Raw genomic sequence first — 26,614 nt, forward strand, 5'->3', positions numbered from 1 at the left:
GGTGATGTGGGGTTCGAGTCGGGCACCGAGAGTGAAGTGTCGGCAATGCACTCGCCTCATCGGGCGGTCGGGCATGGCGAGGCTCGCCCGACGGCCGTAGGCTGGCCGGGCGTCGATAGTGTGGACCGGTCTTCTGCCACCGGAACGCACGTGTCGCCGACCGACCCGTTCCTCACTAACAGGGATAAAACGGTGCATGAGTACGGTGTTTCACGTGAAACCGAGTCATCTCTCGACCGCGATCGCGCGTCGGGCGCGGGCGTCGGCGGTCATAGTGGCGCATTCAACACCGGCGAGCAGGGCGTGCCCGCGCCTCGCGTAGGAAACTCGTACCCGGGCGGAGGCGGCCAGATCTACGGCTCGCCGGCGCCGCAGCCGGGTACTGACGACTCTCGTCGCCCGGCGCCCGCACCCCGTTCGGGGCCGCCCGCGGTGGCGTCGACACCCGTGCCCGTCTCGGCCGCGCCGGTGTCCTCCTCCCCCATTTCGGGTGCACCCGTGTCCCCGGCCTCGCCTTCGTTGGAGGCGGACGAACACGTTTCACGTGAAACGCCGGGCCGGGATGAAGACGATCCGCCCCTGGCCATGGAAGCGTTGCGAGCTGTGCAGATCCTCAACCCGAGCGGCGAGATCACGATGCCGCGTCCGGACCACCCGAGGGTGCTCTGCGTCGCGAACCAGAAGGGCGGCGTCGGCAAGACCACGACGACGGTGAACCTGGCGGTCGCCCTGGCGCTGCACGGCAACCGGGTGCTTGTCGTCGATCTCGACCCGCAGGGCAACGCGTCCACGGGGCTCAATGTGCCGCACCACGCCGGCGTGCCCGACGTGTACGACTGCCTGATCGACAACCTCCCACTGTCGGAGGTGGCGCAGCCGGTCGAGGGCATCCCGAACCTGTGGTGCGTACCGGCGACGATCGACCTCGCCGGTGCCGAGATCGAGCTGGTGTCCGTGGTCGCGCGTGAGTCCCGCTTGGCGCGGGCGATCGCGGCGCACCCGGAGCAGTTCGACTATGTCTTCATCGACTGCCCGCCTTCGCTGGGCCTGCTCACGGTCAACGCGCTGTGTGCGGCGCAGGAGGTCCTCATTCCGATCCAGTGCGAGTACTACGCGCTGGAAGGCCTGAACCAACTGATCAACAACATCAATCTGGTACGCCAGCACCTGAACCCGACGCTGGATGTCTCCACGATCCTGCTGACCATGTACGACCGCCGCACGCGGCTGGCCGACGCGGTCGAGCAGGACGTGCGGAACCACTTCGGGTCCAAGGTCTTGAACGCCGTCATCCCCCGTAACGTGCGGGTGTCGGAGGCTCCGAGCTATGGGCAGTCCGTGATGACCTACGATCCGGGTTCACGGGGCGCGACCAGCTACTTCGAGGCCGCCCTGGAGATCGCGATGCGTGGCGTCAACACGGGAGGCAACGCATGAAGAACCGTCCACGTGGCGGCCTGGGCCGCGGCCTGGGCGCTCTGATCCCGACCGCACCGGCGCCGGTGTCGGCTCCGGCCTCTGGTGACGGCGGAGGCTCGGCTCCGGCCGCTGTGCCACCGCCGGCCGCTGAGCCGGCCGCGCACATCATCGCCGCACCGGTGGTGCCCGAGCCCGCCCAGGCCTCCGACGATCTCGCTCCCGTGCCGGGTGCGCGGTTCGCGGAGATCGCGGTCACGTCGATCGAGCCGAACACGAAGCAGCCGCGTCACGTCTTCGACGAGGAGGCGCTCGACGAGCTCAAGACCTCGATCCAAGAGGTCGGCTTCCTGCAGCCGATCGTCGTGCGTGAGCTGGCCGAGGGCCGCTACGAGCTCGTCATGGGTGAGCGCCGCTGGCGTGCCGCCCAGGCGATCGGGCGCGAGTCGATCCCCGCGATCGTGCGCGAGACGCGCGACGATGCGATGCTGCGGGACGCCCTGCTCGAGAACATCCATCGCGCGAACCTGAACCCGCTGGAAGAAGCGGCCGCCTACCAGCAGCTGCTCGAGGAGTTCGGGGCGACGCACGAGGAGTTGGCCAAGCGGATCGGTCGTAGCCGCCCGCAGATCTCCAACACGATCCGACTGCTGAACCTGCCGGCGCCCGTGCAGAACCGCGTCGCCGCAGGTGTGCTGTCGGCCGGTCACGCGCGGGCGTTGCTCGGGTTGGACGATTCCGAGGCGCAGGAGAAGCTCGCGCTTCGGATTGTTGCTGAGGGCCTTTCCGTACGGGCCACCGAGGAACTGGTCACGCTCGCGATCTCGGACGGGCCGGCCAAGAAGGCGGCGCCGTCGCGCCGAGCCAAGGTCCACGCGCCCGCCCTGAACGATTTGGCCGAGCGCTTGTCCGACCGCTTCGACACGAGGGTCAAGGTCGACATAGGCCGTAACAAAGGCAAGATCACCATCGAGTTCGCCACGGTCGACGACCTGGAGCGGATAGTGGGCATGATCGGCGTAGACGAGGAAGGCGCCGGCGCCGCCTCCGACGACGAGTAGCCCGCCCACCGATTCACCCGTTGGGGGTACGCGACTTGGTTCGCGTACCCCCAATGTCATGTGGCCCGTGGTTCACTCTCGTCGCCGGGTCGCCGGGTCGCCGGGTCGCCGGGTCGCCGGGTCGCCGGGTCGCCGGGTCGCCGGGTCGCCGGGTCGCCGGGTCGCCGGGTCGCCGGGTCGCCGGGTCGCCGGGTCGCCGGGTCGCCGGGTCGCCAATTTCGGTTCTGTCAGAGCCATTCTCCTGGGATTTCCGCAGAGGCCGATCTGATGCCAGCAGCCATTTCTGACGGTCCCATTTGCGAATTCTGATCAGGTTCTGCGAATCGGATTCGCGCCAAGCCGATTTCGCTCCAGATTCGCCGTGTGAATGACCCTCTGCTTCCCTGCGAGGCCGATTCGCATCCGTGTTCGAGAAGCGCGAAGCCGTCGTCGGGTTGCCTCGACCGGAGATGGAGTCCATAGTTTCGCTGACATCGTCGATGCGGGCCGGACTGCTTTGGTCGCTGAGAATCGACCTCACCGGCAGACGCGTTCCGCTTACTCCCCCGGGCCGACACATGGCAGACGTCGGATGTACCTAAGCAGGAACGTACGTACGTTTCGATACAACATCGATGTTCGCCACGAGGCCCCCTTCGCGCTAAGTCTGAAAAGTGCCCAAAGGTCGACCACATACGTTGGTCTACAAGACTGAGCACTCTCGACCCTTTCTGATTGGTCAGATCGCTAACCGACAGGCAGGTGGCGTATCCAGTGCGATGTTCACCGGACTTCAGAGACCGCCGGAGGTCCGGACACGAACGCGGGTGAGGTTCGCTGACTGGTTCGCCGCAAGCTCGCTGAGGCTGAGCGTGTGGGTGGGGTGGATGAGCGCTCCGCGAATGACGCACTCCTGTAGTTCGCCTGTAGCCGATCCGTTTCTCGTGGGCGAGGCGCGACTCTGTAATCGACTAGGTGCGTCTCTGCCGGACGTCGGGCCGCTTGGTTTCACGTGGAACGAGCGTCGTGCTGGCCAAGCGGCGGCCGAGCCTCGTCCGAGCTTCGACGTCTAGCCGGAGTGGGCGGTCGCGATGCGGGTGCGGGTGGCCGTTTCACGTGAAACAGTAGTTCGAGCGTCGCTTTGGGAAGCGTGCCCGCCGCTGACCCAGTCGACCCAGTTCTTTATCGACCTCGACATCGGGGTGCACGGAGAAGGACTGAACGGCCGTCAACGTGAGGTCCGGAGCTGGGTCGCTCCTACCTCTACAGCCGAACGGCTCGACGGCCGGTTGGGTAGCCGGCCTGAACGTCACAAACTCTTCCCTGCTCGACGCTCGACGCAGCCCTCCCCGCTTGTGTGGCGATGAAGACGCTGTACGGCAGCAATAGACCCCTGGGTGGCTCGACAAATTCGACTCGCGCCTGAGCCAGGTCCTGCGGCACGAAAGCTCCTGTTCCTCAGCTACGAGGGAGTCTGAGCTGTGGCGCACCCATTGCGGCCTATCCCTGACCGCGCAATCTCTATGCCGATCCGGCTTTCCTTCGTGCTCGTTCCACGTGAAACCTCAAGGCAATGAGTCGCATAAACGCCGGGCCGGTCCTCATAGTGCCTCTGTCGCGCCGGAGGGACCAACTGCCGGCTGCTATGGGGCGCCCATAATTTAGTCCTCGTCCTCGGGGTCCGTCGGGCTCCCGGATACGGCGCCGAAGTAGATCGCAGACGGTCGGCGCCTTGATCGTGGCTACGGTGGCATGGATGGAGGAGCGCGAGGCACAGTGTGCTTGGCGAAGCGCCGTCGTTCGGTAGGCGGCGTACGACCCCGCTCCGCAGGACTCCCGTTTCACGTGAAACCGTCAGGCTCAAAATCGCCCGGAGCCCGGAGCCCGGAGCCCGGAGCCCGGAGCCCGGAGCCCGGAGCCCGGAGCCCGGAGCCCGGAGCCCGGAGCCCGGAGCCCGGAGCCCGGAGCCCGGAGCCCGGTTTCACGTGAAACACAGCGCCAGCAACAGGCCCTGATCTGTCTGGGCATCATCCGGGAAGGCTGAGCCGCCTGCACGTTCGCTGGCCCCACGGCCTGTGCGCAGTGCGCAGGTGTGTTCTGTGAAGCCGTCCTCTCATCGCCATTAGGTGAACGAGGCAGCTCTCTGGTCCCCTGCAGCGAGGCGCCCAGTTGGCCGGTGAGTACATCCCGATCCTGAATCGGTGCAGTCTGTTCGGCAGAGAGGGCGATGAAGTCATAAACCCCTTCGGCCACCGGCGAGGCGCACCCGCGGCTACCCGACCGATGGGACCGTAGTCGATCCAGGCTTCGCGGCCTGGCCGGGCTGGCTCGCTATGTGACAGCCGAGCAGATCGCAGAGTTTGCCTCCCGCCCGACGTGATTGCGATTACTTGGTCGCACCGTTTCACGTGGAACGCGCTAGGCGGCCCGGTCGACCGGGACGTGACGGATTAGTTCTGGCTCGCCTGAAGGCCTGACAGCGGAAAGTTGTTGGCCCGGACCTTGGCCGGAGTTCGGTCATAAAGAAGAGACGACTACCGCTATGGAAGTCGCCCTGCCGGCATCGCGGCCCTGATCCCCGCCCGGCGCCCCGCGTCGCCCTATCGGCGTCATCGTTTCGGCGCCGCCCGGCGCGTCGCGTCGCCTCGTCAGCGTCACCGTTTCGGCGTCACGGTTCGGGTGTCGGCCCCGCTGATCGCCGTTCGGCATCGTCGCTTCGTGATTGAAGAGACGACACCATCCTCCTGACGTTGCCGTGACCGTCGGGGTATTCCGCCAGCGGCGCCGGGCAGATCCTTCTCGCGCCGCCTGCTCCCCCAGCAGTTCGATCCGTCGAGCGTCTCAGACCTCTCGACCCTCTCAGACCTCTTGACGGTCTTACCTCTCGACGCAGACCCTCTCGCGGAGTTGGGGTCACCGGAGTTCGGGCTCGGCTGCGTTGTCATAGGCCTTGACCAGGCGGCCCAAGCTCAGCCAATTAGTCTGCGGCTGACCGCCAAGCTCGCATTCGACCACAGAGCCCGCGCGCTCCACGCAACGAAGCTCACCGACACCGCCGCTCCCATCAACGCGTCTGCGGTGTGCCATCGGTCCGGTCGTACTGGGAGGCCCGGTGTCGGGAGCACCCGTGTCCGGCTGAGTATCGGCCGCGTCCGGTGCAGGCGCGTTCGCGGCGGCCTGGGGTGTGGCGGGCCGACGGACCGGAGGCCATGTGCCGCGCTGATGGAGACTCACTGCGACTAACTCTTCTCTGCGCAGCCGATGCTCACCCGGCAGAACACGCTCGCGCGAGCGAAGCACTGTGGTCGAGCTATCAGGAGAGTGTCCGGGCTATCAGGGTGAGTCGGGTGCAGCCACCCAGTCAGCTTCGTTGTCGTTGTCTGGCGATCCGTTCGGGCTGGGTCGGAGAAGGGATCTGTCCTGACCTGAACTATCACGCGAGTCTTGGCCGGGCTCATTGCTGGGCGCGGTTACGTCAGTACTGGGCCGCGGTTGCATCCGGGGATCGACTTGAGCAAAGGTGCGGTTCGCTTCGAACATCGTGCGAGCATCGCCCGGTGCGTAAAGTCTCGCCGGCCCGAGAAAGTCGTGCGGGTCGCTTCCGGCCTGACTCGCACGGTAGCCTCATCCGGCCCAGCGTTCACGCGGGTGTCGGTCGGTGCGAACGCTTATAGGAGCCTCGCCCGTCAGACGTGTCTCCGAGCCCGCTTCGCGTGACTGTTGCGTGAGCCGGCCCGAGCTGAGCCTCCGCGGATCCGGTCCGGCTCGACCCCCTACGTCCTCCAGCCGGCGACCTGACAAGCGTGGACCAAGTAGGGCCCGAGCAGGTGTGCCGAGCGCGCGACGGAGGGCGGTACGGCAGAGGAGGAGGCTGGCCCGCTGAACGTGCGGGCCGGCTCCGGCCAGACGGTGTCCCCGCCCGGTGCACCGAACCGATGGACCGGTGATGTGGTGCGCCAGCAACCTCGTTTCTAGGCGACCAGGCCGGCCTTGAGGGGCGTGCCTGATGGCGGACTTGAAAGTTCCCGGACCTTGGTGGCGGGATCAACTTGGTGTCCGGTTCAAGGTGCCCGGAACTGACGAGCCGACCAAAGGTGCCAGAAACTGACGGGCGAGGCTCGGGTATGGGTCAGCCCGGTTCGTCGCGTGGTGGGGTAGCTGATGACCCCAGGCGCAAACCGAGCCGAGGTCGGATACGTCTGAGGTCGAGACGACCGAGCAGAGGATGAGCCCTGCCGGGCGAGAACGTGGTCCTGAGCGGGGATGAGCTCTGCCGGGCGAGAACGTGGTCCCGAGCGGGGATGAGCTCTGCCGGGCGAGAACGGGGTCCCGAGCGGGGATGAGCTCTGCCGGGCGAGAACGGGGTCCGAGCAGGAGATGAACTCCGCCGGGTCGAGGACGGGCCCCGAGAAGAGGACGAGACCTCGATGAGATGGCCTGCAATCGCGATGGTGGTTCACATCTGCAGTTGGCTTGCCTGCGGGAGTGCGGGTGGGGTCTTTGTCTGAGGGATCGCGGGTGGAAACCGCCGGCCGGCACACCGCGCGTCAGGACTGTGTGGCTCGGCCGGTGCCGGTCGAACTGGAGGAGGCGGCCTGGACCGACGGCGCCGAAGGTGGAAGAGCGGTGGCCAGGCGGGTGCGTGCCGGCGACTCGATGCCACGTGAGAACTTCTCGTTTCGGGTCTGGAGCGGGTCTACGGGCGGCGACCAGAAGGGCCGGGCGTCGGGGTCGAAGGGGCCCTCCGCGATGGCGGCGGTGACGCGTTCGGCAGCGGCCTCGAAGTTATCCACAGGGTGTGGGTAACGGCTGTTGAGAAACTCGGGTGGGCCGTTTCACGTGAAACGGTGTTGATGTGGTGCTGGGTGTCCACTGCGGTATCCACAGGGGGTGCAAGCCTGCGACGTCGCGTTTCACGTGAAACGCGGGGGGCTGTGGATAACTTCTGTGGATAACTTTGGCTGTGTAGTGGCACCCACGGACGGTGACGGTGATCTACGTCGTGCTGGCCTCTGTGTGCTCGGTGTGTGCGTCTGTGGGGGTTCACCACGTACCGCAAAATTGACCCGGGACAGCGGCTCTGGCCTCGGCTAAGGTCACGACGTGCCCGAGAACATCTCCCCGCTGCCGGACTTCACGCGCTGGCCCTCGTTCCCCTTCGAGGGCGACATGCGGGTCAAGCCCCTGGCCGCGCCGGTCGAGGTTGAGCCCCCGCGTAGTGGCGAGGACGCCGCCGACTGCGTCGCCTGCAACACCCCGGACGACGCGTACATCTGGATCAGCGAGCGGTGGCGCGTCCGGGCGATGGACCGCCCGACAGGGCTTCCCATGGTGCTGATCCTCGAGTGCCGGTCGCACCTCGATATCGGGGATCTGCCCAACCTGCTCGCCGCGGAACTCGGCGTCATGACCGTCCGGCTCGAGCGGGCGATCCGGTCGCTCGACGGCGTCGCCCGCGTTCACGTCAACCGCTGGGGCGACGGCTCGGCGCACCTGCACATGTGGTTCCTCGCGCGCCCGTACGGCCGGCTCCAACTGCGCGGCACGTTCCTCACCCTCTGGGACGACATCCTCCCCGTCATCCCCGAGCAGCAGTGGCGCGAGAACCTGGCGCTCGTCGCCGCGTGGCTGGCTGAGTTCGGCGGAACCGCGATCGCCGAACCCCCGCACATCCAGTGGGAGTCGCCCTCCACTATCAACTATTCCGACACCGAGCCGGACACGCCCGCCACTCCCCCGCACACCGAGTCGGCACGCCCGGCCTCACTCGATGACGTCGATCCCCGACAGACACCGGCCGATCACCGCGACCGGGCCGCCCAGTCCGCGACCACGTCACCGGACAGCCATAGCCGCAGCGTTGCGGGTGACACCCCGCTCAGCGAGTCGATTCCTACACAGCGCGCCGCTTCCACGGCCCTCGGAGCTTCACCGGCCGGCTCGGCCGAGTAGTCGGTCGGCGGGTAATAGGCGACCTCGCGCGGAGGGCGTCGGGGGTTATCCACGTCCCGCAGAGGGGCGGATTCGGCTCAGCACGGTCGGTGCCGAAGAGGTCGCTCTGGGGACCAGGGTGAGACGTCAGTTAGCGCAAGCCGGTCCGACCGCGCCCGCCGATCACCGGCTGATGACGGCAGGTGCTGACCGTCGAGGCCGGCGATTGCCGGTTGCCGACTGCGAGTGCTGGCCGCAACTGTCGCCATCCCGGCTGCGAACCCAGGTGCTCAAGACGCCTGCCGATCGTCGGCCGCTGAACCGATCTGCCGACCAGAGGTGCCGACTACCGGTTGCGAGCGCGGGTGATGGCCGTGCCCGCCGCCATCACCGGCTGCCGAACCCGAGTGCCCATCGCGCCTGCCGAACGTCGGTCGTCGACCGCAGATGCCGACTAACTGTGCCGGCGGGAGGGCCGATCCCAGTCTGCTGAACGCAGGTGCTGAACGCGGGGGCCGAGCGCGGGGGCCGAGCGCGGGCGTCAGTGTTGGTGGGACTGCGCCAGCTCTCGGATCTGAGGGTCGGGGTCTGTGGACAACGCAGCCAAGGTTGTGGACACCTGGTGCGAGGGAAGATCAGTGAACTCCTCCACCAAGGCGTAAAGGGCGTAGTAGCGGGTGTCCGCGTCGTCGTCCTGGCACAGCGACTGCAGGGCCTCGACGGCCGCCGGCTCGGGGTGCGCGGGGTTCATCAGCGAGCTCAGGGCGGCGGCTACGTGGAAGCGGACGCGGGTGTCGGGATGGTTGGCGAAGGCCAGGACGTCGTTCAGGGCGTCGGTGGCTGTGTTGTAAGCCAGGGCCGAGATCAGCCAACTCAGGACCCGGGCGTCGGATTCGGTGGCGAGCTGAGCCCGGAGCAGAGGGATCGCCTCTTGGGCGAACGGGCGGCGGTTGGTCTCGTTCTCGGGGCCCAGCTCGCGCAGGACCCGGGCGGCCAACTGGCGGTCGGTGGGATCGGAGCTCTTCAGCAAGCGAACCGAAGCGTCGAACACTTCGCGGGTGGGGTGCTCGTGCAAGGCGACCAAGTGAGGAACGGGGGCTTCAGGATCGTCGGTCAGAACCTCGGCTCGGGCGGCTGCGAAGAGATCTGCCGTCGACAGTCGGGCGGGGTCTGGGCGAACAGGGCTGGAGTCCACCCCTGCATTGTTACCCGATCTTCCTGAGAATCCTGATCACGTGAAGCCGGATCGGTCCGCCAAAAGACGGCGGGCCGGGACGGCGTGGAGCCGGCCCCGCCGAGGGGCGCCGGGAAGTGGGGCGCCGGGAAGTGGGGCGCCGGGAAGTGGGGCGCCGGGAAGTGAAGCGCTAGGAAGGGGCGCTAGGAAGGGGCGCAAGGAAGGGGAGGCCCCGGGAGAGTAGGGCGCTGGGAGAGAGCGCCGGGAAAGAGGGGCGCCGCGATAAGAGGTCGCTCTGGGTGGGTGGGAGCGGCAGGATCGGTGGGTGGCGATCGAGCGGGTGGCGGAGCGGTTCGGGCTGGGCGGGCTTCGGGCGGAACCGGCTGTTGTGGCGGGTGGGCTGTCCAATGAGCTGTGGCGGGTGACTTGCGATGCGGGGGTGTTCGCGGTCAAGCGGATGGTGGTCAACGCTCGGCTCCCGCAGTTTGCGGGGAACGTCGAGAAGGCGTTTCTTGTCGAGCGGCGGGCCTGGGAAGAAGGCGTGGCCATGCCGGAGCCGATAGTGGATCCCGAGACCGGGTGTGCGCTCGCACGGGTTGAGGGTGATCTCTACCGGGTGCATCGGTGGGTGAGCGGGGCCGCGGGGGGTGGCACTGCGGAACAGGCGGCCGAATTGCTCGCGACCATTCACGCGGCCGGGCGGCGGGACGACGGGCAACGCCGACGCGTGGATCACGGCGGTGATGGGCAGCGCGGAAACTCCGACGGCGGCGAGGAGGAAGTGGGGCCTGGCTGGAAGGCTGAGCGGTGGGGGCCGGAGCTGGCCAGGCTGGCGGAACGAGTGAGGGAAGCTCCGGAGCGGATGCTCGTGGTCGACAGCCACGGGGATCTCGATCGGAAGAACACCCTGCTTCGTGAGGACGGGGTCATGGTCGCGCTCGACTGGGATGCCGCGGGGCCGGTCGGGGCGGCCCAGGAAGCGGTCGCTCTCGCGCTCGACTGGGCGGGTGAGGATCGGGGCGTGTTCGCGCGGGCCGTTGCCATCTATCGCCGCCGAAGTGGTGTGGTCGTGGAAGCCGAGCCGTGGGTCTTCGGCGGGTGGGTGGCGGCGATGGGTGGATGGCTCGACTACAACGCCGACCACCGCGCGGCAGAGGTCGTCGGCGGTGCCGAGATAGTGAAGACCGAAGCCCGGCTGAGGTTGGTCGCCGCCGACTTCGATGCCTGGTTGGAGATCCTCGCCCGAGCCTGACAGCCAGTCCGAACCGAGCCAGGCAAGGACCGACTCCGGCCAAGGACCGCGACCGGGCAAGGACCGACTCCGGCCAAGGACCGCGACCGGGCAAGGACCGACTCCGGCCAAGGACCGCGACCCGGGCAAGGACCGAGCCAGGCCAAGGACCAAGCCAGGCCAAGGACCGAGCCAGGCCAAGGATCGAACCAAGCCGAAGACCGAGCCAGGACAAAGACCGAGCCGCGCAAGCTGAAGCCAGGCCCAACTGAGCCCAGCCAGGCCACGTCCAAAGGGAACCGAACACGCACCCGATAAGAAGAGAACGGGCCTCAGACCGTACGGGAAAAAGCCGTCAGGAACCTGACCGCGCAACCGCCCGCTCGACCAGGGTCTTGAGGATGTGGCCCAGGTCTTCCCCCGAGGCCTGCACCGCGAGCGGCAACAGCGAAGTCTCCGTCATCCCGGGCGACACGTTGATGCCCAGCACCTGCGGCGACCCGTCTTCGGCGACGATCAGATCGACCCGGGACAGGTCGCGCAGACCCAGCGCCTTGTGCGCCGCCAACGCCGTCTCGGCCACCGCCGCCGCCACCGCCGGGGACAAGCGGGCCGGCGTGTGCCACGTCGTCAGACCGGCCGTATAACGGGCCGCATAGTCGTACACGCCGTCGCGCGGGACGATCTCGACGATCGGCAACGCCTGCGGGCCGGCGCCCAGGTCGACGATCGAGACGGCCACGTCCATGCCGGGCACGAACTTCTCCACCAGCGCCGTCGAGTCGTACGCGAAGCAACCGACCATCGCCGGCGGCAGATCGGCCTCTTCGCGCACCACCGCCGCGCCCAGGCCCGAACCGCCCTGCGCCGGCTTGACCATCAACGGCAGGCCCAGACGGTCGACGATGCGGTCGAGCACCGCCACCGCGCCCAGCTCGGAGAACCGGTCGTGCGGCAGCGCCACCCAGTCGGGCGTCGGGATGCCGGCCTCACGCAGCATCGACTTCGCCGACGGCTTGTCCCACGCCAGGCGGGCCGCCCGCGCGTCGCAGCCCACATAGGGCACTCCGCACAGGTCGAGCACACCGCGCAGCGAGCCGTCCTCCCCCGTCGCGCCGTGCAGGGCGATCACCACCGCGTCGGGCGGGTCTTCCTGCAGCGACGGCAGCAGCGACACGTCGGCGTCGCGCATCTCGGCGCTCAGGCCGACCTCGCGCAACGCGTCGAGCACCCGGCGACCCGAGCGCAGCGACACGTCCCGTTCGTAGGAGAGGCCACCGGCCAGGACCATCACGCGCACTTCGTCACCCGCAACCATGGAGGAGATCATGCCAAGTCGGGACCGGGGGCGTCCGCGGCGGCCGTGCCCCGGCGCCGGGACGAGGCGAAACCGGAACCGAAGACGGCCCGCATCGCCAGTTCCTGCTCCATCACCCCGGACAGACGCCGGATGCCCTCGCGGATGCGCTCGGGAGAGGAGAAGGAGAAGTTGAGCCGCATGTTGGACCGGCCCGTGCCGTCGGCGTAGAAGCCCGTGCCCGGCACGTACGCCACCCGGGCCGCGATCGCCCGCGGCATCATCGCCTTGGAGTCGAGACCCTCGGGCAGCGTCGCCCACACGAACAGTCCACCGGTCGGGTGTGTCCACGAGGTGCCGGGCGGCATGAGGTCGCGCAGCGAGGTCAGCATCGCGTCGCGGCGTTCGCGATAGATCTCGCGGTAGACCTTGATCTGCTCCTGCCACGGCATCGTCGACAGATATTGCGTCACGGCGCCCTGCGCGAACGCACTCGGGCACAGCACGTTCGCCTCGCTCATCATCACAAGCTTTTCCCGTACGGCGTGAGGGGCGAGAATCCACCCGACCCGCAACCCGGGGGCGAACGTCTTGGAGAACGTGCTCACATAGAAGACGCCCTCACGCCGGCGGGCCCGCAGCGGGCGCGGCGCCTCCCCCTCGAACGACAACATGCCGTACGGGTCGTCTTCCACCACCAGCAGCCCGGCGCGCTCACAGATGTCGAGAACCTGCTCGCGCCGCTCGTCGGTCAGGGTGACGCCGGCCGGGTTTTGGAACGTCGGGATCGTGTAGAGGAACTTGGCCTTCTTCCCGGACCGCTCGGTGGCGGCGATCGCCTCTTCGAGGGCGGCCGGAATCAGTCCCTCGTCGTCCATCGGGACATGCGTGACCTGGGCCTGCGCGGCCTGGAAGACACCGAGCGCGCCGACATAGCTGGGGCCCTCGGCGAGAACCACGTCGCCCGGGTCGAGGAAGAGCCGGGCGAGCAGGTCGAGCGCCTGCTGACCGCCGACGGTCACCACCACGTCGTCGGGTGAGGCGCCGCTGATGCCGGAAAGCGCCATCACCTCGCAGATGCGCTCACGCAGGTCGACCGTGCCCTGGCCGATGCCGTATTGAAGGCTGCTCGCGCCCTGCTCGGCGGCGAGCTGGTTGAGCATCTCGCCCACCGCGTCGAGCGGGAGGGCGGCGATGTAGGGCGAGCCACCGGCGAGCGACACGACCTCGGGACGACTTGCCACTGCGAAGAGTGCGCGGATCTCAGAGGTGGTCATGCCACGCACCCGACGCGCGTACCGATCGGTGTAGTCGTCCTGGGTTGTGCCGGTCATCCGGGCTTCACCTCACAAAAAAGGAAGGGACGAAACCCGATGCTAGTCGGGCCCGACGACAGAAGCCCTCGGTTAACCGGCCACTGTGCCCGACCTGGTCCCGTTCATGAGTATTGCGGCGTAGGATCCCACCCGGGAGCGGGCCGGAAACACTCTGGGGGGATTCAGTGTCGCGACGCCTGGTCAACCTCACGCTGGACACGCTCGGCGATCTGCCGAGGCCGTGCAGCCAGTGCGTGTTCTGGGAGTTGGACCCGGTCGCGGCCGAACGTGCCTGCGCCTCCGGCGACCCCGGCCTCGAGAAGGAGGCGTGGGTCTCGCAGACCCTGCTGGAGTGGGGTTCCTGCGGCAAGCTGGCCTATGTCGACGGCATGCCGGCCGGCTTTGTGATGTACGCCCCACCGGCCTACGTCCCCCGGTCGATGGCCTTCCCGACCTCGCCGGTGAGCGCCGACGCGGCGCTGCTGATGACCGCGCACGTGGTGGCCTCGTTCGCTGGCGGCGGGCTGGGCCGCATGCTCGTCCAGGGCGTCGCTCGTGATCTCACCAAGCGCGGGGTCAAGGCGATCGAGGCGTTCGGCGACGCGAAGTTCGGCGAGGCCGACGAGGAGAAGCAGACGGGCTGTGTCGCGCCGGTCGACTTCTTCCTTTCCGTCGGCTTCAAGACGGTACGTCCGCATCCGCGCTTCCCGCGGCTGCGTCTCGAGCTGCGCACCGCCCTGTCGTGGAAGTCCGACGTCGAATACGCGCTCGAGAAGCTGCTCGGCTCGATGAGCCCCGAGACGCTGCTGCGGCCGGTCCGCCCGGCCACAGCAACCCGCACGGTCGAGAACTGAGGCCGGGTCAGGCGCGGTTCGACAGCGCCATCCGCAGCTGCCGCACGTCGATCGAGCCGGTGGGAACGTCGGCCTCGACCGGGTAATACATGCGCTGCACCGCGGCCAGGATCGCCTCGACGATCTGCTCGCGGAACAGCGGGTTGACCAGCCGGTCACGGTCGACCTGCGAGGTGAGATAACCCAGGTCCACCCGTACGGCGGGCATGCGCGTCAGACGCAGCAGCTCCCACGTCTTGGCGTGGACGCGGCAGTCGCGCAGGCCGGTGCGTACGGCGATCTCCCGCTGCACCAGGTTGGCCAGCCGCTCCCCCACCGTCGAGCTCAGGCCGCTGCCCGTGCCGTAGTGGTAGGTCGCGACCCCGTCGGCCGCCTCGTTGTCGTGGCCGTCGAGGTGCAGCGAGATCAGCAGGTCGGCGCCGAGGCTGTTGGCCAGCGCGGCCCGGTCGGCGCCGCTCATCGACTCGGCCGGCTTGGGACCGCGGGTCAGGTGCACCCGCATGCCGGCCGCGGCCAGGCGGCCCTCGAGGCGGTTGGCCAGGTCGTAGACCAGGTCGGCCTCGCTCCACCGCAGCGGCCCGTCGGGCACGACGACACCCTGGTCGTCACCGCCGCCGTGGCCGGGGTCGATCACGATGGTCTTGCCGACCAGGTTGGTGCCGGCCTGACGGAACGCCTCGGCCTCGCGCAGCCACTGCGGCCGGCCCCCGACCACCTTGCGGCCGAGGCGGCGCAGCGCCTTCATCGTCTGGGGGCCGCAGGAGCCGTCGGGGGTGAGGCCGACCTCACGCTGGAACTGGGCCACCGCGCGGGCCGTGCGGGGGCCGTAGATCGAGTCGGCGCGACCGGAGTCGAAGCCCATCTCGAGCAGCCGCTCCTGCAGGGTCCGGACGTCTTCGCCGACGAGCGCGTCGGGCACCGAGTGGAACAGGGTGCGCGCGCCGAGCCGCCAGCGGGACGCGTCGAGCGCACCCCAGGTCTCGTCGCCGACCAGGCCGTCGATGCCCAGACCACGGCTCTGCTGGAAGGCCCGCACCGCGGTGTCCAGGGCGTCGTCGAAGGAGTCTCCGGCCGTCTCCAGCAGTTCCAGACCGACCAGGATCGATCGGATCTCGGCAACGGCCGGGCCGCTGTCTCCACGTCGGATGGAACGCACGCGCGACTCCCTAGAACGAAGAAGGACTCCGGGCAGCGTACTCCGGACCCACCAAAGACGCCCCGCACCCGTGAGGGCGCGGGGCGTGGGGAACGACGGCTCAGAGGGCCGATTCGATGAAGTTGACCAGGGCGCTCTTGGGCTTGGCGCCGGTCACCGAGCTGACCGCCTCGCCACCCTTGAAGATGGTCAGGGTCGGCACCGACATCACCCGATAGGCGCGGGTCGTCTCCGGGTTCTCGTCGATGTTCACCTGGACGATCTCGACCTTGTCGCCCATCTCCTTGGCGATCTCGGCGAGCAGCGGGTCGACCTTCTTGCAGGGCGCGCACCACTCGGCCCAGAAGTCCACCAGCACCGGCTTCTTCGACTGCAGCACGTCGTTGACGAACGTGGCGTCGGTGACCGTCTTACCTGCTACTCCCACTACGACACTCCTGATCTTTTAGAGCTCGACGAACGATGCGATGAAGCGCTCGGCGTCCAGCGCCGCGGAACAGCCCGTTCCGGAGGCGGTGATGGCCTGGCGGTAGGTGTGGTCGACCAGGTCGCCGGCCGCGAACACACCGGGGATGTTGGTGCGCGTGCTCGGCGAGTCGACCTTCACGTAGCCGTCGTCGTCGAGCTCGATCTGGCCCTTGAAGAGCTCGCTGCGCGGGTCGTGACCGATCGCCACGAACACGCCCGTGACGTCGAGCAGCTTCTCCTCGCCGGTCTGCGTGTTCTTCAGGCGGACGCCGGAGACCTTGCCGTCGTCGCCCAGGATCTCCTCGACCTTGGAGTTCCACTCGACCTTGATTTTCTCGTTGTTCAGCGCCCGCAGCTGCATGACCTTGCTGGCCCGGAACGAGTCACGCCGGTGCACGATGGTGACCGTCTCGGCGAAGCGGGTGAGGAAGGTCGCCTCCTCCATCGCGGAGTCGCCGCCGCCGACCACCACGATGTGCTGGTTGCGGAAGAAGAAGCCGTCACAGGTGGCACAGGACGAGACGCCGTGGCCGAGGAGCTCCTGCTCACCGGGCACGCCCAGCGGCCGCCAGGCCGAGCCGGTGGAGAGGATGACCGCGCGGGCGAAGTATTGCTTGTCGCCCACCCAGACGGTCTTGAGGCCCTCGGTGCCGGCCTCGGTCGGCTTGTCGCCCAGTTCGACCCGGGTCGCGTCGTCGGTGATGAACTCGGCGCCGAACCGCTCGGCCTGCGCCCGCATGTTGTCCATCAGCTCCGGGCCCATGATGCCCTCGCGGAAGCCGGGGAAGTTTTCCACCTCGGTGGTGGTCATCAGGGCGCCACCGGACTGGACGCCCTCGATCACGAGCGGCTTGAGGTTCGCCCGGGCGGCATACAACGCCGCGGTGTAACCGGACGGTCCCGAACCGATGATGATCAGATTGCGGACCTCGTCCACTGCCGACTCCTCAGTCTGCTCTTCGCCGGGAAATCCCCTCGGCGACACTGCACGCTAGAACGTCAAGATAGGCGCCCACCATTCCCGCGGGCGTGGTCGTGTCCGACCTCACGCGGAACGGGTTTGGGGTGTCGCTCAGCGTACCGGGACTTTGTCGATCGTGTCGGCGTCGCCGGCGCGCGCGCCGCAATCCGGGCCGACCGCCCAGGCCTGCTCGCCGCCGGCACCGGAGAACCGGACGATCACCGCCGGAGCGCCGTCGAACCGGGCAAAGTCGGCGGACTGGACGGATATCACGCCGCCGTTCTCCTGCTGGATCGCGGCGAAGCATTCCTCGAGGGCCGCTCGCGCCGACAGACGGGACAGCGCGGGATCGCCCGAGATCGCCGACGACGATCGCTGCGCCTGGTCCTCTTCGCTGCCGAACGCCTGCTCGCTCCTGGGGGCACTCATGGGCGTGACCTGCGGCGGGGCGGCGAGTGTGGCTCGGTTGTAGTCGGTGCCGGTCGACGTGACGGCCGCGCCGGGGCCCGAGTCGGCCAGCGCGGTGGTCTTCTCGGCCGAGCCCGCGGCCGAGCTGGCGGAGTCGGCCGAGTCGTCGCGGCTCTGCCCGGCGAGATAGTCGGCGCCGAAGCCGACAAAGGCGATGAATCCGGCCGCGATCGCGATGGGGGTGGCCCAGCGCATCCGACGGCCACGCTTCTTTTCCCGTCCGCCCTCAGGGGCGTCCCCACGCACAACAGTGAGTTGCGGCACGGGCGCGAACATGCCGTCGAGCCGGGCCGCCAGGTCGTCGGGCATGGGTTCGGCCGGGAGGTTTCCCAGCTCGGCCACGACGACGTCGATGCCGCCGCTGAGCTGCTCGTACGCCTCACGCCAAGCGGAATCGCGGGCGATCAGCGTGGCCACCGCGGACTCGTCGGGCGTGCCCTCGAGGGCGCCGCCGATGTAGTCCGCCAGCAGGTCGATGTCGACCCCGCTGAACTCGGCCCCGGTCACCTCTGGTCCCTCCGCTCGTTCCCGCCGGGCGGCGGTTTCACCGCACCCGGTCCGGATGGGACGGTTTCCGTGGCCCCCGGGTTCCCGGCCGGGGCGTGATTGGTGTCTCTCCCCCGCAACTCGCCCAGTGCCAAGGCCATTCTGGCCCGGCCCCGGGCGCACCTGCTCTTGATCGTGCCGACCGCCACGTCGAGCATCTCGGCCGCCTCGGCGACCGGGTAGCCCTGCACGTCGACCAGCACGATCGCGGCCCGTTGATCGGCCGGCAGGTCGGCCAGGGCCTGCCGCACGAGCAGCGCGGTCTCGTGGTCGGCCTGGGGCGCGGCCGGCTCCACACCGGACGGCCGGTCTTCCGAGCGACTGCCGTCGGGCAGCGGCACGGTCGGGTGGGCCTGGCGTTTGCGGATCCGGTCGAGGCACGCGTTGACCACGATGCGGTGCAGCCAAGTGGTGACGGCCGAGTCGCCCCGGAACCTGGCGGCGTTGCGGTGGGCCGAGAGCAGGGCGTCCTGCACCGCGTCGGCGGCCTCCTCGCGGTCGCCGATGGTGCGCAGGGCGACTGCCCAGAGACGGTCACGGTGCCGCCGGACCAGTTCGCCGAAGGCTTCCTTGTCGCCTTCGACGTGGGCGCGCAGAAGCTCGGCGTCGCTGGGCGCGACACCCTGCGAGGCGTCCCCGGAAGTCACGCCAGCAATCTAACCGGACGGGGCGATCGGGCGCGCGCCCGACGCTCAGTAGCCGAGAACCGAGATCTCCTGGAGATCGACCGAGAAGCGGCCCTCGCCGTCGGAGGGCAGCTTGGTCATGAAGACCAGAACGTAGCGGTAGGTCTGGTCGGGGTTGAAGACCGAGAACACCTTGCGGTTGCCGGTCGTCACCGTCTCGGAGTCGCCCAGCCGCTTGTAGGTGTCCATGATCTTCTGGTCGCCGGCCGAGGTGTCGCCGAAGTCGTCGGTGCCGGTGCGGATGTCCATCGTGACGCCGGGCTGCGACAGCAGGACCTCGACCTCGGAGAGCTTGCGGGCCTGGCCGAGGTCGATCAGCACGCCCATGCCGGGCTTGCGGGTGCCGAAGTTGGCCTGGTTGAAGTGCTGCAGCTCCCACGCGGTCTCGTCGTCACCGTCGACCGTGTATTTCGACTCGCCGGTGTCGTCGCGGTCGCCCTGCGGCGGGTCGACGATGCGGACCATGTCGGCGTTCAGCGCGATCTTCTTCGGCTCGGGCGCCGGGGCCTGGCTGTCGGTGCTGCCTTGAGGGTCACTGCCCGCGCCCGCCTCGGCGGTGGTTGTCGGCTGGGCGTTGCCGGAGTTGTCGATCGCGCGGATGCCGAAGACGAGACCGACGACCGCGATGACGATGAGGGCCGCGACCCCGATGATGATCTTCGACGTGCTGCGAGCCGGCTCGGTCGTCGTGTTCTGGGCGAACCGCAGCGGGCCGACGTCTTCGTATTCCTCCTCGGCGGCGGCGTCGAGCCGGGCCAGTTCGGCGGTGAGCGCGTCGGCCTCGGGCACGGCGACCCGGGCGTCGAGCAGGTCCATCGTCAGATCGTCGAGGTAGGCCGGGACGCCGGCGCGGATCTGGCGGGGCGCCGCCGGGGCACCGGTCGCGTCGCGGCTCGCGTCGGGCAGCGCGCTGCGGCCGACCTCGTCGTGGGGCCAGTGACCGGTCAGCGCGTAATAGAGAATGCCGCCGACCGCACGCAGGTCACCCTCGACACTGTCGGCCGAGTCGGCCCGGGCGTCGGCCAGCACGACACGGCCGTCGTCGCCGATCAGCGTGGTGCCGGGGTGGACGTTGCCGTGGACCATGCCGGTGGCGTGCACGGCGGCCAGGGCGTCGGCGATGGAGTGGGCGATGGCGGTGGCGCGGGCCGGGTCGAGCGGGCCCTGGGAGCTGACCATCTCGCGCAGCGACTCGCCGTCGACCCATTCGCGTACGACATAGGCCCGCGCGCCCTCGTCGATGGCGTCGTAGACCCCGACCAGGTTGGGGTGGATGACCCGGCTCGCGTCGACCGCGGCCTGAAGCATCTCGGTGGCGGAATCGCCGCCGGGGTAACGCAGGACGACCGCGACCGGACGCCGCAGGATCACGTCGATGCCGCGCCAGACCTGCCGGCCGGCGCTGTCGTCGTTGACGTGTTCCTGGAGTTCGTAACGCTCGGCGAGGACCTCGCCGGCGGTGGGCGCACCGAAAGTCATGACCGGTCCGTCCGCATCGGCCGTGGTCTCGTGGCCTTCGCCGACCTGGGTCACCAGTCCTCCTCGGTGCTCCACGCACGTTTTGCCGTGCTAGGTGCAAATGACACGTGCGATGGGCACATGCCGACACCGACCATACCCGCCCGGGGCCATCCGGCGGCAGGTCGTCCCCCCGGCGCGGCAACCGCCGAAGAGCCCCGCCGAACCACCCGTGTTACTGATGTGGCCGGAGAAACCGCTGGTCAGCGGCCAAGTTTGCGGCGCACCATCCCGATCACCTGGCTGACCTCGGACACCCGAAGCACGGTGGCCGCGCCCAGGTAGGCCACCAGAATCACCGCGCCGCCGGCAAACAGTTGCAGAATCGCCTCCCCGCGGCCACTCGGCGAGCCCGCGCCGGGCAGGAAATGCACGACCAGGAGGCCGAGCGCGGCGGCGACCGCGGCCGCGACCACGACCTTGATCAGAGCCACGGCGACGCTGCCCAGATTGAGCCGGCCGATCTTGCGGCGCAGCACGGCGAGCGAGATCAGGGCGGAGACGGCGTACGAGATCGCGTTGGCCGCCGTCATGCCGGCCGCCGACAGCGACGCGCCCAGCACGCCGGCCAGGATGAAGTAGCCCGCGATGCGGACGGCGACCACCGGCACGTTGATCAGCGCGGCGGTCCGGTTGCCCTGCAGGGAATAGAAGGCGTACGTGCAGAGATAGCTGATCGAGAGCGGGAGCACCGCGAACGCGGCCACCACCAGCACCACGCCGGTGTCGAGGGCGGCGTCGTGGCTGAAGGCGCCACCCTCGAACAGCGTGACGGCGATCGGCTTGCCCAGCACGCCGTAGACGACGGCGATCGGGGCCAGGGCGGCCGCGGTCAGCTTGATGCCGCGGTTCACGTCGGCGCTGACCTCGCTGAACCGGCCCTCGGCGGCGGCCGCGCTCATCTTCGGCAGCAGCGCCGTCATCACCGAGACGCCGATGATGCCGTGCGCCATCATCGTCAGCAGGTAGACGTTGTTGAAGGCCAGCACGCTGGCGCTGTTTTTGCCGGCCACCCCGTTGAGGATGCGGACCACGGCGAAGATCGCGATCTGGTTGGCGCCGACGTAGAGCAGCATCCAGCCGGCCAGGCCACCGATCTCGCGCAGACCCAGCGAGCGTGGAGCCCACCGCCACTTCCAGCTGAAGCCGACCTTGCGCAGGGCCGGGAGCAGGCCGATGGCCTGCACCACCATGCCCAGCAGCGTGCCCAGGCCGATCAGCAGGATCCGGCCCTGGGTCATGTCTTCCGGCCCGAGATCGGTGGTCGGGCCGAAGGTGACGATGAAGACGCCGCAGGCGGCGATCACCACCAGGTTGTTGAGGATCGGCGCCCACATCGGGGCGGCGAAGTGCCCGCGGACGTTGAGCACGGCGCCGATCAGGGCGGAGAGCCCGGTGAAGAAGATGATCGGCAGGATCAGGTATGCGAAGTGGGTGACCAGGTCGCGGTAGGCCCCGGGCGTATCGGAGTTGGACTGGATCGCCGTGATGACCGGTGCCGCGATCACCACCAGGACGGTGGCCACGCCCAGCGACACGATCGCGAACGTGAGCAGCTTCCGGGTGAACTCGAGCCCGCCGTCGGCATCGGCCTTGCGCCGCCGCACCAGCAGCGGGATCAGCACGCTGGACAGGATGCCGCCGAGCAGCAGCTCGTAGATCTGGCCGGGAAGGAACTGCGCGGCGACATACGCGTCACCGATGCCGGAGGAGCCCAGCGTCATGCCGATCAGCGCGTTGCGGACGAAGCCGATGATCCGACTGACCAAGCTGCCGATCGCCATGACGGCGCTGTTGCCGGCCGTGCCGCCGTCGCCGGCCTTGTCGCCGGGTGGCAGCTCCTCCGGTGGCAGCGCCTGATCCTCGACCGCGCCGGTGTTGCCCAGCTGCGAATCGACCGAGATCACCGTGACGCCGTCCTCCGGCCGCGGTGGTTCGCCCTCGGGCATGGAGTGCGCGCTGCGGTAGAGACCGCCGTTCACCGATCCTCCCGAGCTTCTGACGGAACTGCAGTCACCATACGGCTCTGGTCACAGCCGGTGTCGCAGCAGAGTGCCGGGTTCGGCCCCGGCCAGGGTCTCGACCATCCAGCAGGCCTCGGCCGTGACCAGGGGTTCACTCAGCGCATCGAGAACCGTCGGGTGGTCGCAGCCGGCCTCGGTGAGCGCACCGAGCAGCTGCGGAACGGCCCGGAGATCACCGGTGTCGTGGATGTGGCGGGCGATCGGGCGGGTCTCGGCGTACCACCTCTGGCGGGGCGCCTCGCGCAGGTGGGCGGCGGCCCGGCGTACCAGATCAGCAAGCATTTCGCGCGGGAAGCGGGACCCACCCCGTACGTCGCGGACCGCTCTTTCCGGACGGCTCAGCTCGGCGATCGAAGCCTCGTCGAGCACCTGCGGCGACACCACGGCCGGAGCCGGCCACCAGTCGTCGCCCGAGAAGAGCGGAAGGGGCGTCTGCTCGGGACCGGACGGCTCGGCCGGCGGCACGTCGCGGCGCAGCGACCGGTAGGCCGCCTCCCGCATCGCCGCGATGCCGGTCTCGTCGTCGTCGGCGGTGACCGGCGCGAACGGGGACAACAGCGCGACGACCAGGCCCGGATGCGGCAGGGTCGGATCTTCCCAGGCGATCACCCGGGCGCACAGGTCGAGCTCCCACCAGCGCAGCGCGGCCGGGCCGGGCTCGCCGGGCAGCGCGTAGGCCAGCTGCACGGGCTCACTGGACGAGGGAATCCGCAGGCCGAGGGTGCGTTCGCCGGTGTGGAGATCAAGGTCGAGGACGAGCGCGTAGCCACCGGTGACCGGGAAGCTCGTCCGCAGCTCGCGGGGATCGTCGTCGCTGGTCACGCAGCTCTCACCGGCCCAGAAATCCGGGTTCTCGGTCAGGTTCAGCAGCGTGTCGGAAACGGGCACCCGCCCATCCTGCCCGGTGCTCCGGCGTGCTGCCACGCCCGATACGCTGGTCATCCCATGTCTGTGTTGAATGCCGCCCAGAAGAACGCGGTCGCCGAGTTGCTGCGGGTCTCCCCCGTCGCCGACGAGCTGGGGCGCCGCTTCGGCGCCGCCGGCCACGAGTTGCACCTGGTCGGCGGTTCCGTGCGCGACGCGTTGCTGGGCCGGCTCGGCGACGACCTCGACTTCTGCACCGACGCCCGCCCCGAGCAGACCCTGGCCGTGGTGCAGGGCTGGGCCGACGCGATCTGGGAGACCGGTCGCGAGTTCGGCACGATCGGCATTCAGAAACACGGCCTGCGCATCGAGATCACCACGTTCCGGGCCGAGGCGTACGACGGAGTGACGCGCAACCCCGTCGTCGAGTACGGCGATTCCCTGCTCGGCGATCTCGAGCGCCGCGACTTCACGATCAACGCGATGGCCGTCTCGCTGCCCGGGCACGAGTTCACCGACCCGTACGGTGGTCTGGATGATCTCGCGGCCCAGGTGATCCGCACACCGGCCGCGCCGTCCCAGTCGTTCGGTGATGATCCACTTCGGATGCTGCGGGCCGCCCGGTTCGCCGCGAAGCTGCAGTTCACTGTGGATCAAAAGGTCATTTCGGCCATGCGGGACATGGCCGCCGATCTCGACCGGATCACCGCGGAACGCATCCGGGACGAGTTCACCAAGCTGATGTGCGGCGCCGACCCGATCGTCGGCCTGCGGCTGCTGGTCGACACCGGCCTGGCCGACCGGTTCATCCCCGAGATCTCCGGGCTCAAGCTCGAGATCGACGAGCACGCCCAGCACAAGGACGTCTACGAGCACACGCTGATCGTCGTGCAGAACGCGATGCGGCTCGAGGGCGACGAGGGGCCCGACTTCACGCTGCGCATGGCCGCGCTGATGCACGACATCGGCAAGCCGGCCACCAAGGCGGTCGGGCGCGACGGCCGGGTCAGCTTCCACCACCACGAGGTGGTCGGCGCGCGGATGACCAAGCAGCGCATGAAGGCCATGAAATACCCCAAGGACGTCATCACCGACGTGGTCGAGCTCGTCGGGCTGCACCTGCGGTTCTACGGGTACGGCCGGGGCGAGTGGACCGATTCCGCGGTGCGCCGCTACGTGACCGACGCCGGCCCGCTGCTCACCCGGCTGCACAAGCTCACCCGCTCGGACGTGACGACCCGCAACCGGCGCAAGGCGGCCAACCTGGCGGCCGACTACGACGCGCTCGAGGAGCGGATCGCCCGGCTGGCCGAGGAGGAAGACCTGGCCCGGGTCCGTCCCGACCTCGACGGCAACGCGATCATGGAGCTGCTCGGGGTGCCGCCCGGTCCGGTCGTCGGTCAGGCGTGGCGGTTCCTCAAGGAGCTGCGCCTCGACCGCGGGCCGCTGACGCGGGACGAGGCCGAGGCCGAGCTCTTCAAGTGGGCCCGCGACAACGGGCACCTTTCTTCTTAGGGCTGTCTTCTCAGGGCGTGCCGATGCTCACCCGGCGGCCGGCGAAGTCGGCCGGGAGCGTCATCTCCTCGTAGAGCTTGCCGTCGGAGTCGTAGAGCCGGGCCATCCCTTCGCTCAGGCCGAGGATGCCTCCACCGGGCAGGAACCGGGTGTCGCTCTCCGGGACGGTTGTGATGGTTGTCCCGCTCATCACCTGGGCGATCCGGGTGCCGCCGCCTGGCTCCGGTGATCGCAGAAGAACCCGGGTGCCGTCGGGTGACCAGGGGCTCCCGCTGACCGGCAGGCCGGGCACATTCTGCACCGCAAGGGCCCGGCCGTCGGCGGCGCTGTAGACCCGGACCTCCTTGATCGTGTCGGCCTTCTCCTCCGACTGGGGAACCGAGAGATCGCGCTGAGCGACGGCTACGGTCCGGTTGTCGGTCTGCCAGGTGAAGAGGCATTCGTCGGGGCAGGCGGCGATCGCCTCGGGCGTGGCGTGCCGAGTCACCTTTCCGGTCGCGGCGTCGATCACGGCGAAGCCGGTCTGCGTCGTGGCCAGCAGGAGGGTGCCGTTGGGAGACCACTGCGGATCGAGCGCGTAGCCGATCCGTATCCACTTGATGCTGCGGTCGGCGTGCACGATGCCCAGCCCGTCGGCGCCGTCGCTGACCACGCCCAGATTTTCGGCGGGCGCTCCCCAGACGGTGTAGTAGTCGGCCTTCAACGCCTCGTAACGGCCGGTCGCACGGTTGAGGACGACGTTGCCGGTGGCCAGGGTGCGTCCGGCGGGCGCGTCGGTGCCCACGTCGTTGCGGGTCAGGGCGGTGACGACGACGCCACCGGGGAGTTTCAGCGGGGTGCTTCCCCAATTGGCGGGGGCGGTCGTCCGGCGTACGGGGGAACTGGTCGTCGTCACCGGCGGTGGTGACGTGTCTCTCTTGTCGGGCACGGCGAACGGGACAGCCGCCACGCCGGTGAGAACGATTGCCGCCGCGCCCACCAGGGCCTGGTTGCGGCGGCGGATCCGGCGGCCCCGGCGGCGGGCGATGTCGGCCAGGCCGGGCGTGGCCGGGGCAGTGCCGGCCAGGTCGTGGACGGTGAGCCGCACCTTGTCCTCCAGGGTCATCGTGAGCCCTCCATCTGCTTGCCGAGATCGCCCCCGGTTTCCTTGCCGAACAGGTCGCGCAGTTTGTCCAGGGCGCGGGAGGCCTGGCTGGCCACCGTGCCGGGACGGCAACCCAGCACCTCGGCGGTCTCCTCGACCGTGCGATCCTCGAGATAGCGCAGCACCAGGACGGCGCGTTGCCGGTCGGGCAGCGTGAGCAGGGCCTGGCGCAGCGCGAGCCGTTCGGCGACGTCGTGGCCCTGGACCGGCCGGTCGGGCATCTCGGCCATCGGGACCTCACGGTGCCGGCCCGCCCGGCGCCAGCCCGAGATGCGGTCGTTGTAAAGGATCTTCCGGACGTACGCCTCGGCGTCGCCGTGGATCCGCGGCCATTTCGCGTACGCCTTGGCGAGCGCGCCCTGCACCAGGTCCTCCGCGGCCCGCGGGTCGCCGGTCAGGGCGTGCGCGATCCGGAGCAGCGACTGCCCCCGCTCCGCGACGAACGCGGTGAACTCCGCCTCGAGTGACTGCTTCACCCGTCACCTCCGTCCGGTATGACGCCGGCGGGATCGAAAGGCTTGCACGGATCGGGAAGTTTGTATGCCGCCGCTAGGGTCGCCCGCGTGCTCCTGCTCCTCCTGGTCCTTCCCGCCGCGATCGTCGTGACGTGGTTCGTGCTGTGGTGGCGCGGCACCCGGCCCGTGCGTCTGTGGTTCGCCGCCGTCTCGGTCGTGGGCGTGCTCATGACCTGCGCGTGGGGGTATTACCTGTTCAAGTACGTTCCCGAACCGCTTGCCCCTCCTCCGCCGGGCGGAAGTGACGGCATCCACTGGGCCCGGAGCATGTCCACCATTCCGGATTCGGCGGTGCTGGTGGCCGGCAACGCGGTTCTGGGCCTGATCGTTGCCGTTCCACTGGCCGCGATCACGGCGGTCGCCGACCTGGCGAGATCACCGAAGACTCCCGACCCGGCCCATGAGGAAGCCGCGGATGCGCTCGAGCGGTGGGGTCGCGCCAACGGTTACCTCTAGAAAAGTTGTCGTACCCCGGGGGCAGAATCGTGGG

21 protein-coding genes are annotated in these 26,614 nt (G+C 69.0%); 7 read left to right on the forward strand and 14 right to left on the reverse strand.

Going from position 1 to position 26,614, the window contains the following annotated elements:
* Window positions 1-468: 468 nt before the first annotated feature.
* Both JIG36_RS15095 and JIG36_RS15100 read left to right on the forward strand, forming a co-directional pair.
* Window positions 469-1,437 (forward strand): ParA family protein, encoded by a 969-nt coding sequence (locus tag JIG36_RS15095; protein WP_369076879.1) that lies wholly within the window; start codon window positions 469-471, stop codon window positions 1,435-1,437.
* Window positions 1,434-2,477, forward strand: coding sequence for a ParB/RepB/Spo0J family partition protein (locus tag JIG36_RS15100; RefSeq protein WP_203376917.1), 1,044 nt, complete (start codon window positions 1,434-1,436; stop codon window positions 2,475-2,477). Before JIG36_RS15095 ends, JIG36_RS15100 begins: the two co-directional genes overlap by 4 nt.
* Before the next feature lie 4,526 nt (window positions 2,478-7,003).
* Here JIG36_RS15100 and JIG36_RS15105 read toward each other — a convergent pair.
* The gene (locus JIG36_RS15105; protein WP_203376918.1) at window positions 7,004-7,249 is read right to left on the reverse strand and encodes a hypothetical protein; all 246 of its coding nucleotides are present in this window, start codon (window positions 7,247-7,249) and stop codon (window positions 7,004-7,006) included.
* A gap of 310 nt (window positions 7,250-7,559) precedes the next feature.
* Here JIG36_RS15105 and JIG36_RS15110 point away from each other — a divergent pair, with 310 nt between their 5' ends.
* Window positions 7,560-8,408 (forward strand): hypothetical protein, encoded by an 849-nt coding sequence (locus JIG36_RS15110; protein WP_307872722.1) that lies wholly within the window; start codon window positions 7,560-7,562, stop codon window positions 8,406-8,408.
* A gap of 520 nt (window positions 8,409-8,928) precedes the next feature.
* On the opposite strand, the gene JIG36_RS15115 is transcribed toward JIG36_RS15110, so the two are convergent.
* Complete coding sequence (locus JIG36_RS15115; protein ID WP_203376919.1) at window positions 8,929-9,417, reverse strand: HEAT repeat domain-containing protein; 489 nt, start codon at window positions 9,415-9,417, stop codon at window positions 8,929-8,931.
* 469 nt (window positions 9,418-9,886) lie between these two features.
* Here JIG36_RS15115 and JIG36_RS15120 point away from each other — a divergent pair, with 469 nt between their 5' ends.
* Window positions 9,887-10,813, forward strand: coding sequence for a phosphotransferase (locus tag JIG36_RS15120; protein WP_203376920.1), 927 nt, complete (start codon window positions 9,887-9,889; stop codon window positions 10,811-10,813).
* Window positions 10,814-11,147: 334 nt separating this feature from the next.
* On the opposite strand, the gene JIG36_RS15125 is transcribed toward JIG36_RS15120, so the two are convergent.
* Complete coding sequence (locus JIG36_RS15125; RefSeq protein WP_236047077.1) at window positions 11,148-12,110, reverse strand: D-alanine--D-alanine ligase family protein; 963 nt, start codon at window positions 12,108-12,110, stop codon at window positions 11,148-11,150.
* Window positions 12,111-12,118: 8 nt separating this feature from the next.
* Window positions 12,119-13,423, reverse strand: a complete 1,305-nt coding sequence (locus JIG36_RS15130) for an aminotransferase-like domain-containing protein (RefSeq protein ID WP_203376922.1) — start codon at window positions 13,421-13,423, stop codon at window positions 12,119-12,121.
* 167 nt (window positions 13,424-13,590) lie between these two features.
* Between JIG36_RS15130 and JIG36_RS15135 the strand changes: the two genes are divergently transcribed.
* Complete coding sequence (locus tag JIG36_RS15135; protein WP_203376923.1) at window positions 13,591-14,259, forward strand: GNAT family N-acetyltransferase; 669 nt, start codon at window positions 13,591-13,593, stop codon at window positions 14,257-14,259.
* Window positions 14,260-14,266: 7 nt separating this feature from the next.
* Here the strand turns inward: JIG36_RS15135 and JIG36_RS15140 are convergent, their stop codons facing one another.
* From JIG36_RS15140 to JIG36_RS15175, 8 genes are all read right to left on the reverse strand, one after another.
* On the reverse strand, window positions 14,267-15,415 hold the full coding sequence (locus JIG36_RS15140) for an N-acetylmuramoyl-L-alanine amidase (RefSeq protein ID WP_203376924.1): 1,149 nt from the start codon (window positions 15,413-15,415) through the stop codon (window positions 14,267-14,269).
* A gap of 100 nt (window positions 15,416-15,515) precedes the next feature.
* Entirely contained in the window at window positions 15,516-15,842 is a 327-nt protein-coding gene (gene trxA, locus JIG36_RS15145; RefSeq protein WP_203376925.1) for a thioredoxin, read from the reverse strand.
* An 18-nt stretch (window positions 15,843-15,860) separates the two neighbouring features.
* On the reverse strand, window positions 15,861-16,820 hold the full coding sequence (trxB, locus tag JIG36_RS15150) for a thioredoxin-disulfide reductase (RefSeq protein WP_203376926.1): 960 nt from the start codon (window positions 16,818-16,820) through the stop codon (window positions 15,861-15,863).
* A gap of 135 nt (window positions 16,821-16,955) precedes the next feature.
* The gene (locus JIG36_RS15155; protein ID WP_203376927.1) at window positions 16,956-17,819 is read right to left on the reverse strand and encodes an RsmA family anti-sigma factor; all 864 of its coding nucleotides are present in this window, start codon (window positions 17,817-17,819) and stop codon (window positions 16,956-16,958) included.
* The gene (gene sigM / locus JIG36_RS15160; RefSeq protein ID WP_307872723.1) at window positions 17,816-18,505 is read right to left on the reverse strand and encodes an RNA polymerase sigma factor SigM; all 690 of its coding nucleotides are present in this window, start codon (window positions 18,503-18,505) and stop codon (window positions 17,816-17,818) included. The genes JIG36_RS15155 and sigM overlap by 4 nt, the downstream gene beginning before the upstream one ends.
* Window positions 18,506-18,550: 45 nt before the next feature.
* Window positions 18,551-20,077 (reverse strand): protein kinase family protein, encoded by a 1,527-nt coding sequence (locus JIG36_RS15165; protein WP_307872724.1) that lies wholly within the window; start codon window positions 20,075-20,077, stop codon window positions 18,551-18,553.
* Between the two features lie 188 nt (window positions 20,078-20,265).
* Window positions 20,266-22,044 carry a murein biosynthesis integral membrane protein MurJ gene (gene murJ, locus JIG36_RS15170; protein WP_203376928.1) on the reverse strand — a complete coding sequence of 593 codons (1,779 nt, stop codon included), beginning with the start codon at window positions 22,042-22,044 and terminating at the stop codon, window positions 20,266-20,268.
* A gap of 48 nt (window positions 22,045-22,092) precedes the next feature.
* Entirely contained in the window at window positions 22,093-22,974 is an 882-nt protein-coding gene (locus tag JIG36_RS15175) for a hypothetical protein (RefSeq protein ID WP_307872725.1), read from the reverse strand.
* Between the two features lie 57 nt (window positions 22,975-23,031).
* Here JIG36_RS15175 and JIG36_RS15180 point away from each other — a divergent pair, with 57 nt between their 5' ends.
* On the forward strand, window positions 23,032-24,465 hold the full coding sequence (locus tag JIG36_RS15180) for a CCA tRNA nucleotidyltransferase (RefSeq protein ID WP_203376930.1): 1,434 nt from the start codon (window positions 23,032-23,034) through the stop codon (window positions 24,463-24,465).
* Between the two features lie 10 nt (window positions 24,466-24,475).
* Here JIG36_RS15180 and JIG36_RS15185 read toward each other — a convergent pair whose 3' ends face one another.
* Together JIG36_RS15185 and JIG36_RS15190 are read right to left on the reverse strand one after the other, a co-directional pair.
* A complete protein-coding gene (locus tag JIG36_RS15185; protein ID WP_203376931.1) occupies window positions 24,476-25,570 on the reverse strand; it encodes a TolB-like translocation protein in 1,095 nt (364 codons plus the stop codon).
* Entirely contained in the window at window positions 25,567-26,085 is a 519-nt protein-coding gene (locus tag JIG36_RS15190) for a SigE family RNA polymerase sigma factor (RefSeq protein ID WP_203376932.1), read from the reverse strand. The genes JIG36_RS15185 and JIG36_RS15190 overlap by 4 nt, the downstream gene beginning before the upstream one ends.
* Window positions 26,086-26,172: 87 nt before the next feature.
* Between JIG36_RS15190 and JIG36_RS15195 the strand changes: the two genes are divergently transcribed.
* The gene (locus JIG36_RS15195; protein WP_203376933.1) at window positions 26,173-26,580 is read left to right on the forward strand and encodes a hypothetical protein; all 408 of its coding nucleotides are present in this window, start codon (window positions 26,173-26,175) and stop codon (window positions 26,578-26,580) included.
* Window positions 26,581-26,614: the final 34 nt, after the last annotated feature.

The sequence above is a fragment of the Paractinoplanes ovalisporus genome, from assembly GCF_016834655.1.
GTDB classification, from domain to species: Bacteria; Actinomycetota; Actinomycetes; order Mycobacteriales; family Micromonosporaceae; genus Actinoplanes; species Actinoplanes ovalisporus.